Genomic DNA, 7,300 nt, shown 5'->3' with positions numbered 1-7,300 from the left:
TTGCAGCCCTTACCGGTTTTCGGCTTCCGCCGAGCAACAGGAGCAGCAATTCGGCTTGGCGGCGGCCGCCACGACCGGCGCGAGAACCTCTTCATCGCCATGTCCGAGCAGGTCGGTAAACACGGTCTCGACGAGCCTGCGCTCGATGCCGCTTTCGTTCCGCTCCTTGCCGCGCAGTCTCTCGAAAATCCGCATCCCGTCCTCCGTTGCCGACGAACGGAAGATAGCCGACGCGCGGACCCGCTCTTTGTCGCGGATCAAATAGATCGACGAGGGACGCGCTAGTTTGCGCCCCGACAAAGAGTACCCGACGGCCCGCGACTAGTCTGACATCAATTCGATCGGGAAGGACGCCCATGGCGACGATGCAGAAATTGAGGAACTACGACGGACCGGCGCTGCTGTCGCACGGCTTCCGGCCGTTCTTCCTGTTCGGCGCCGTCTATGCCGGGGCGGCGGTTCCGTTGTGGCTGGCGATGTTCTCCGGACATCTCTCGCTGCCGACGGCATTCGCGCCTCGGGATTGGCACGTCCATGAGATGCTGTTCGGCTACGTCAGCGCCGTCGTGGCCGGCTTCCTCCTGACCGCGATCCCCAACTGGACGGGACGGTTGCCGATCCAGGGGGCGCCGCTCGCCGTGCTGTTCGGATCCTGGGTCGCGGGCCGCGCCGCGACGTCGTTCTCCTACGCGATCGGCTGGCGGGCCGCGCTCGCGATCGACGCCGCCTTCCTGGTTCTTCTCGCCGCCGCGGCCGCTCGCGAGATCGTCGCCGGGCGCAAGTGGAACAACCTGAAGGTCATCGCGATCGTCTCGTTGCTCGCCGTCACCAACGTCGCATTCCACATCGAAGCGCACGTCACCGGGCTCGCCGAGTATTCCACCAGAGCCGGCATCGCTCTGGTCGTCACGCTGGTCTGCGTCATCGGGGGGCGGATCGTGCCGAGTTTCACGCGCAACTGGCTCGCGCGGCGCGCTCCCGGGCGGCTTCCTATTCCGTTCGACCGCTTCGACGCCGTCGCGATGGTCGTCGGCGTCTGCGCCATGGCGGCGTGGGTGATCGCCCCCTTCGGCCTGCCGACGGCCGGAGCTCTCGTCATCGGCGGTGTGCTTCACCTCGCCCGCTTGGTCCGCTGGGCGGGAGAACGGACCTTCTCCGATCGCCTCGTCCTGATCCTGCACGTGGCGTACGCTTTCGTGCCCGTCGGATTTCTCCTGTCCGCGCTGTCCGCCGTCGATCTGGTCGCTCCGGGAGCCGGCGTTCACGCCTGGACCGGCGGCGCGATCGGATCGATGACGCTCGCGGTGATGACGCGCGCCTCGCTCGGTCACACCGGTCAGGCACTGAAGGCCTCCGCGCTCGTCCAGGCCGTCTACGCGGCAATCATCGTCGCGGCGCTCGCTCGCGTCTGCGCCGCCCTCCAACCGGCGCATTCCGTTCCGCTGCTGACGGTATCCGGGATCGCGTGGACGTTCGCCTTCTTCGGCTTCGCGGTCGCCTATGCGCCGCTTCTCTGCCGCTTGCGGAAGTTCTGATCATGATGATCGGGGCCAGCATATCCCGGTGGACGATGACTTACTTCGCGGCGGCGCTCGCCTGGCTGTTCGTCGCACTCGCGCTCATGATCGCCGGCGTCGGATATCCCGCCGCCGACATCGCCTCGGCCGACACGCTCGTTCTCGTTCACGCGGTCTGCATCGGATGGTTGAGTCTGGCGATGTGCGGGGCTCTGTTCCAGTTCGTCCCGGTCCTCGTCGCGAAGCCTCTGTTCTCCGAGAAGTCCGCGCTTCCTGCGCTGATCCTGCTGGTCGTCGGACTTTGTGCGCTGATCGCAGGTTTCCTGTCCCTGGGCGGACGCCTTCCGCCGGCGCTGTGGCTGCTGCCGCTCGGCGCCGTTCTGCTGGTCGCGGGTTTCGGTCTGGTCGTCGTCGACCTCGGGCTCACGGCGTGGCTGCGTCCGACGGGACCGGCGCGGTTCGTGCTCGCCGGATTGGCGTCGCTCGTCGCGACCGCCGTCTTCGGGAGCGTCTTCGCCTTCGCTCTCGGCGGTTGGGCAGGATCGTTCGGCGACGCCGTCCTCGCGAGCGGGGTCCCGCTGCATGCCATCGCCGGTCTCGGCGGCTGGCTGACCTTGACGGCGATGGGCGTGAGCTACCGGCTGCTTTCGATGTTCATGCTGGCTCCCGATCCCGACGACCGCCGAACCAAGGTCACGCTGATCGCCGGCGCGCTCGCCGTGGCGGTGACGGTGATCGGCGGAGCGCTCGCGATCGACCTCGCGTCCGGTCTGAACGTCGTCCTCTCGGCCGCCGCCGTGCTCGGTCTCCTGTGCGCGGCGCTCTACGGCCGCGACGTCGCCGCCATCTTCCGGACCCGCAAGCGCCGGCAGCTCGAACTGAACATGAGGATGGCGACGTTGTCCTTCGCCAGCCTGGGGGCGACGGCGTTCTTGGGCGTTGCGCTGGTCGCGGCCGGCGCCTTCTCCACGCATCTCGGCGCCTTCGCCTTCCTCGCCATCTTCGGCTGGCTGTCTGGTCTTGTGCTCGCCAAGCTCTACAAGATCGTCGCCTTCCTTACCTGGCTCGAGACGTACGGACCGGTCATGGGCCGGGCCCCGACGCCGCGCGTTCAGGATCTGGTGGCGGAAGGGCGAGCGACGAAGTGGTTCGCGATCTACTATCTGTCGGTCTGGGCCGGAGCGCTGTCGCTCCTCGCCGCCGAGCCGTTCGCTTTCCAGATCACGGCGTCGGCCATGACCGTGGGCGCCGTCGGCGTCGTGAGCGAAATCGTCCGGATCCGGAGACTGACCGACGTCGAAAGCGGCTTGCGGCTGCCGGCCGGCGCCGTCGCTCCCTGCCTGTTGTTCGCCAGAAACTGAAAGAGGACCCCCATGACCCAGTACATCGACGTCGACGTCCGCCCCATTCTCCGCGCCGGCGGCGAGCCGTTCTCCGCGATCATGTCTGCGCTGGAAGGCCTCGCGCCGGGACAGGGCATGCGCCTCTACGCCACCTTCAAGCCCATTCCGCTGTTCGACGTTATGGAAAGCAAGGGTTTCGGGCACACCGAGCAGGCACTTGAAGGCGGCGAGTGGGAAGTCCTGTTCACGCCGGCTTACGCACCGAAAGAGGAAGCGGCGGTCACCGCAGGCTCCGAATTCGACGAATGGCCCGAGCCTGCCGCCTCGATCGACGCCCGAGAGCTTGATCCTCCGGAGCCGATGGTCCGAATTCTCGCGGCGGCCGAAAAGCTCAAACCCGGCCAAACCCTGTCCGCCCTGCTGCGCCGGGAGCCGGTCTTCCTATTTCCGCAGCTCGAGAAGCGCGGCTTCCGGTGGCTCGGCGGCTTCACCCAGGACGAGACCACGTACGAACTCACCGTCCGGGCCCCGTCATGACCGCCGAGCTTGCCGATCGCGTGCGCGACGCGCTGCGGGTCGTGATCGATCCGGAGCTCGGAGAGAACATCGTCGACCTCGGTTTCATCTACGACATCGTCGTCGACGCCGGCGCCGTCCGGATCACCATGACCGCGACGACCCCGGGATGCCCCGCGACCGGTTTCCTGAGGGAAGGGGCGCAGGCGGCCGCTTCCGCCGTCCCAGGTGTCGTCCACGCCGACGTCACGATGACTTTCGAGCCGGCCTGGACCCCCGACATGATCGAGCCGGAGGTCAAGGGCTCGCTCGGGTTCGCCGCCGTGAACTGAGTTCCCGCCGATCCGATCCCCTGGACGGCGCGTTCGTCGGCGAGTTTGCGCCCGGACAACGTAGGGTCCGCACCGATCTGAGACCTTGCCTGCAGCGGGGCGACGTCCCCTGTCTGAGGGAGGTCGCCGTGTTCCATGTGTTTCCGCACGCCATCATGACCGCGGTCCGGGCTTTCCCCGGCGGCGCCGCGCACTGACCGCGCCATGGCACTGACCATCGAGATCGACCACGCGAAGACCCGTGCCAGGACCAGGGCTGCGGCTTCATCGGGACAGCCCGTCGTTCCCCAGTCCGTCAAGGGACCGATCCGCCGCATCAAGTGGGCGATCCTCCTGCTGACCCTGTCCGTCTACTACGTCACGCCGTTCCTGCGCTGGGACCGCGGACCGAGCGCGCCCGACCAGGCGGTGCTGCTCGATTTCGCCAACGGGCGGCTGTACGCGTTCTTCGTCGAGCTCTGGCCGCAGGACCTTTATCTGGTCACGGGCCTGATGGTGCTCGCCGCGACGATCCTGATATTGACCAATGCGCTTGCCGGCCGCCTGTGGTGCGGTTTCGCCTGTCCGCAGACGGTCTGGACCGACCTGTTCCTGCTGGTCGAGCGGCTGATAGAGGGCGACCGCCGGCTGCGCTTGAAGAACCTGGGTGGGCCCCTCACACCGAAGCGTGCGTTTCAGATCGTCGCAAAGCACGCGGCTTGGCTACTGATCTCGTTTGCGACCGGCGGCACGCTGATCTTCTACTTCACCGACGCGCCGGGCCTGCTGCGGGGCCTAGCGTCCGAAGACGTGTCTGCGAACGCGCTGACCTGGATCGTGGTCTTCGCCGGCACGACCTACGGGCTCGCCGGCTTCGCGCGGGACCAGGTCTGTACCTTCATGTGTCCGTGGCCGCGATTGCAGGGTGCGATCTGGGATCCGGAAGCCTACACCGTGAACTACCGCGACTATCGCGGCGAGGAGCGTACCTCGGCGAAGAAGGCCGCCGAGCTCCGCCTCCAGGGCAAGCCGGCCGGCGACTGCGTCGATTGCGGGCAGTGCGTCAACGTTTGTCCGATCGGCATCGACATCCGCGAGGGCCCGAACTTCGCGTGCATCAATTGCGGTCTTTGCGTCGACGCCTGCGACGGCGTGATGGCCAAGCTCGGTCGTCCCCGGGGCCTCATCGACTACGAAAGCTGGAACAACATCGAACGCGGGCGCGTCCGGCAAGCGCCCGTCAATCGTCTGGTGCGCCCGAAGACCGTGGGATTGGCCGCGGCGTGTGTGGCGCTCGCGGGCGCCATCGCGTTCGGCTTCGAAGCCAAGACGACAGCCACCCTTTCGGTGCAGCACGACAGGGATCCGGTCGCGGTGCGTCTCTCCGACGGAACGGTGCGCAACGCCTATACCGTCAAGCTGCTCAACAAGTCCTCGGTGCCTCACACGTACACGCTGTCCGTCGACGTCGACGCGAAACTCGCCATCGTCGGCAACGACGGATCGGGTCCCGTCAAAGTGGGGCCCGACGCGTCCGAGTCGCTGAGGGTGACGCTGACGGCGGCATCCGCGCGGGGAGAGGTCGTGTTCACGGCGCGCGACGAGACCGGCGCCACCGTGCTCACTGCCAGGGACCGCTTCGTCGAACACTGACGAATCCGACCCGAGTTTGTGCGGGGTCAACGTCGATAGCGGGCGGATCTGCGACGTTGCGGACGGAAGCCGGAACGAACCTCCTGTCTCCCTCCCGCGCATCGGAGATCGAACCATGCTGCATCACATTCCCAAGCTCATGATCGTCGTCGCGGCCACGCTCGCATTCGTCGGCTCCGCTCCAACCGCCGCCCACGACGTGACCGTCGGCCAGGCCTGGAGCCGCGCCAGCCCGAAGGGTGCGAAGGTCGCGGCTGGTTACCTCGCCATCGAGAACCACGGAACCGCGATCGACCGGCTTCTGTCGGCTTCGAGCGCCGCCGCCGCGAAGGTCGAGATCCACCGGATGTCCATGCAGGACGGCATCATGACGATGCGTCCCGTCGAAGACGGGTTGGCTATCCCGGCGGATCAGACCGTGACCCTGGCGCCGGGCGGCGATCACATCATGTTCGTCGGACTGAACGCGCCTTTCGAGGAAGGACAGCGCATCCCGGTCGCCTTGAGGTTCGAGCGCGCGGGACGGATCGACGTCGACTTCGAAGTCGGACCCGTCGGCGCGAAGGGACCGCGGCTGCAGATCGCTTCGAACGCGTCGCAGGTCGCCGTCGCTCCGCCGCCCAAGCCCGCTCCGGCCGAGGAGCCGTTCTTCACGCACATCTGCGGAACGCGGGTCATGGCGGACGTCACCGTCATGCCAGGCCGTCACGGTCCGGTCGAGATCGTCGTGAAGCTGGAGGACGGCGACGAGAAGCCGCTTTCGGTCGACGCGCTGTCGGTGACCCTGTCGAATCTGGACAAGAAGATCGCGTCGGTGGCCGCAATCGCCGAACGGTTGTCGTCCGATACCTGGAAGGTCCGAATGACGGCGGCGACGGACGGCAAGTGGTCGTTGGCGCTCGGCATCGACATGGGGCCGGGAGACCGGATCGATGTCGCGGCCCCGATCCTGATCGAATGATCTCCAGGAGAGAGCCCGCCGCCATGCCCATGCTTCGCTCCGATATCGCTCCGTCTCTCACGGCGCTCGTCTATCCCGACACCGGCTATCCGGCCGCCGCGTTCGAGGCGCTCGTCGCGCGTTGTCGTCGCCATGAACTGTCGCTTGCGGGCGTCCTGCAGCACGTCTCCGAGGCGACGCCCGATCGCCGCTGCGACGTGATTCTCGAAGACCTGTCGACCGGTCTCTGCACGGCGATATTCGAAGACCGCGGCGCGGGCGCCTCGTCCTGCCGACTGGACGAAGCCGCACTCACCGGCGCGGCGGTCCGGGTCGCGTCCGCTCTCGATAGCGATCCGGACGTCTTGGTGCTCAACAAGTTCGGCAAGGCCGAGTGCGAAGGCCGGGGCCTGCGGCACCTGATCGCCGCCGCCCTGGAGCGGGAGATTCCGGTCCTGATCGGCGTGCCGAAAGGCAATCTCGCCGCCTGGCGCGGTTTCGCGGGCGACCTCGGAACGGAAGTCGAGGCCGACGTCGGTGAAATCGAGCGCTGGGCCGATCGACTCGGTCGGAGCGTCTCCGACCGGCTTGTCGCCGAGTAACTTGCCGGTCTTGGGGTTCGGGAAATGCAGCCGCGCAGGCATGGCACGGCACGGCGACGAACGCGTCATCCGGTCGCGCCGCCGCACTCCGTTCAGCCATGCTGGAAAGGCTGTCCGGTGACGCGGCAAACGTACCCGAAGGCGGTCATGAAGGACTCGGTGTGCAGGAGGAAACTGCGATCCACGACGCGCGGAAAACGTCGGCCTTGATGCGGCTCAATTCTGAACGGTCCTACGCTTAGGACGACCCGTAAGCGATCCGTTAAAATCGGAAGTAGAGTAGCGATAAATTGCATCCCCGAAGTTGCGTGACCGCAACGACGGTGACGGTTTCGCGTGGAACGGTGGCGCAGATTCGTCACTCCATCCGAACGGAAACACCATGTCGCGTATCCTTGCCCGCTTCCGCATCTCGACC

8 protein-coding genes are annotated in these 7,300 nt (G+C 66.8%); 7 read left to right on the top strand and 1 reads right to left on the bottom strand.

From position 1 onward, the window contains the following. Positions 1-9: 9 nt before the first annotated feature. Positions 10-195, bottom strand: coding sequence for a hypothetical protein (locus JHD07_RS03570; RefSeq protein WP_291618999.1), 186 nt, complete (start codon positions 193-195; stop codon positions 10-12). A 161-nt stretch (positions 196-356) separates the two neighbouring features. On the opposite strand from JHD07_RS03570, the gene JHD07_RS03565 reads away from it, so the two are divergent. The 7 genes from JHD07_RS03565 (at position 357) to JHD07_RS03535 (ending at position 6,882) form a co-directional block, all read left to right on the top strand. Further along, positions 357-1,535, top strand: coding sequence for an NnrS family protein (locus JHD07_RS03565; RefSeq protein WP_291618997.1), 1,179 nt, complete (start codon positions 357-359; stop codon positions 1,533-1,535). A gap of 35 nt (positions 1,536-1,570) precedes the next feature. Then, a complete protein-coding gene (locus tag JHD07_RS03560; protein WP_291618995.1) occupies positions 1,571-2,878 on the top strand; it encodes a hypothetical protein in 1,308 nt (435 codons plus the stop codon). A gap of 12 nt (positions 2,879-2,890) precedes the next feature. Then, the gene (locus JHD07_RS03555) at positions 2,891-3,397 is read left to right on the top strand and encodes a DUF2249 domain-containing protein (RefSeq protein ID WP_291618993.1); all 507 of its coding nucleotides are present in this window, start codon (positions 2,891-2,893) and stop codon (positions 3,395-3,397) included. After that, positions 3,394-3,708, top strand: a complete 315-nt coding sequence (locus JHD07_RS03550) for a metal-sulfur cluster assembly factor (protein WP_291618991.1) — start codon at positions 3,394-3,396, stop codon at positions 3,706-3,708. Before JHD07_RS03555 ends, JHD07_RS03550 begins: the two co-directional genes overlap by 4 nt. Before the next feature lie 204 nt (positions 3,709-3,912). Further along, positions 3,913-5,340, top strand: coding sequence for a cytochrome c oxidase accessory protein CcoG (gene ccoG, locus JHD07_RS03545; protein ID WP_291618989.1), 1,428 nt, complete (start codon positions 3,913-3,915; stop codon positions 5,338-5,340). A 115-nt stretch (positions 5,341-5,455) separates the two neighbouring features. Next, complete coding sequence (locus JHD07_RS03540) at positions 5,456-6,301, top strand: copper chaperone PCu(A)C (protein ID WP_291618987.1); 846 nt, start codon at positions 5,456-5,458, stop codon at positions 6,299-6,301. 23 nt (positions 6,302-6,324) lie between these two features. Continuing rightward, on the top strand, positions 6,325-6,882 hold the full coding sequence (locus tag JHD07_RS03535) for a DUF2478 domain-containing protein (RefSeq protein WP_291618985.1): 558 nt from the start codon (positions 6,325-6,327) through the stop codon (positions 6,880-6,882). Positions 6,883-7,300 lie beyond the last annotated feature (418 nt).

The organism is Bradyrhizobium sp. (assembly GCF_016462955.1).
GTDB lineage: Bacteria > Pseudomonadota > Alphaproteobacteria > Rhizobiales > Xanthobacteraceae > Bradyrhizobium.
The sequence above is the reverse complement of the archived record's forward strand: the minus strand, read 5'-3'. Positions and strand labels throughout refer to the sequence as shown.

Excerpts from the sequence above, each read along its gene's own strand:
- JHD07_RS03570 (WP_291618999.1), bottom strand. The coding sequence starts at position 195 with ATGCGGATTTTCGAGAGACTGCGCGGCAAGGAGCGGAACGAAAGCGGC.
- JHD07_RS03565 (WP_291618997.1), top strand. The coding sequence starts at position 357 with ATGGCGACGATGCAGAAATTGAGGAACTACGACGGACCGGCGCTGCTG.
- JHD07_RS03560 (WP_291618995.1), top strand. The coding sequence starts at position 1,571 with ATGACTTACTTCGCGGCGGCGCTCGCCTGGCTGTTCGTCGCACTCGCG.
- JHD07_RS03555 (WP_291618993.1), top strand. The coding sequence starts at position 2,891 with ATGACCCAGTACATCGACGTCGACGTCCGCCCCATTCTCCGCGCCGGC.
- JHD07_RS03550 (WP_291618991.1), top strand. The coding sequence starts at position 3,394 with ATGACCGCCGAGCTTGCCGATCGCGTGCGCGACGCGCTGCGGGTCGTG.
- ccoG (WP_291618989.1), top strand. The coding sequence starts at position 3,913 with ATGGCACTGACCATCGAGATCGACCACGCGAAGACCCGTGCCAGGACC.
- JHD07_RS03540 (WP_291618987.1), top strand. The coding sequence starts at position 5,456 with ATGCTGCATCACATTCCCAAGCTCATGATCGTCGTCGCGGCCACGCTC.
- JHD07_RS03535 (WP_291618985.1), top strand. The coding sequence starts at position 6,325 with ATGCCCATGCTTCGCTCCGATATCGCTCCGTCTCTCACGGCGCTCGTC.